Origin of the sequence: Mycolicibacter heraklionensis (assembly GCF_001021505.1) — a bacterium.
GTDB lineage: Bacteria > Actinomycetota > Actinomycetes > Mycobacteriales > Mycobacteriaceae > Mycobacterium > Mycobacterium heraklionense.
The window spans coordinates 1-249 of the sequence record NZ_LDPO01000073.1 but is presented as its reverse complement, the minus strand read 5'-3'; the positions used below and the strand labels follow the sequence as shown (position 1 = coordinate 249).

Annotated in this window: 1 protein-coding gene and 1 pseudogene; one reads left to right on the top strand and one right to left on the bottom strand. The window is 68.7% G+C overall.

The features are described 5' to 3' along the window. Window positions 1-133, top strand: a pseudogene (locus tag ABW16_RS27680) (homocysteine S-methyltransferase family protein); the annotation flags it as partial. 6 nt (window positions 134-139) lie between these two features. Here the strand turns inward: ABW16_RS27680 and ABW16_RS25170 are convergent. Then, a partial coding sequence (locus ABW16_RS25170; protein ID WP_200900717.1) for an ATP-dependent Clp protease proteolytic subunit occupies window positions 140-249 on the bottom strand: 110 nt, incomplete at its 5' end.

Genomic DNA, 249 nt, shown 5'->3' with positions numbered 1-249 from the left:
GCGCTGGGAGTCCGGGAGGTGGACGGGGCCGAGGTGCTTCTCCCCCGCGCTGGTGCCGCAGTGGGTTGCCGCCGGAGCACGCATCGTGGGCGGTTGCTGCCGGGTTGGGCCGGCCGACATCAGCGATCTCGCGCAAAAATCAGGCGGTCTGCGCCGACAGCTTCCGGTACTCCAGGACGGTGTCGATGATCCCGTACTCCTTGGCCTCGGCGGCGGTGAGGATCTTGTCGCGATCGGTGTCCTTGCGGA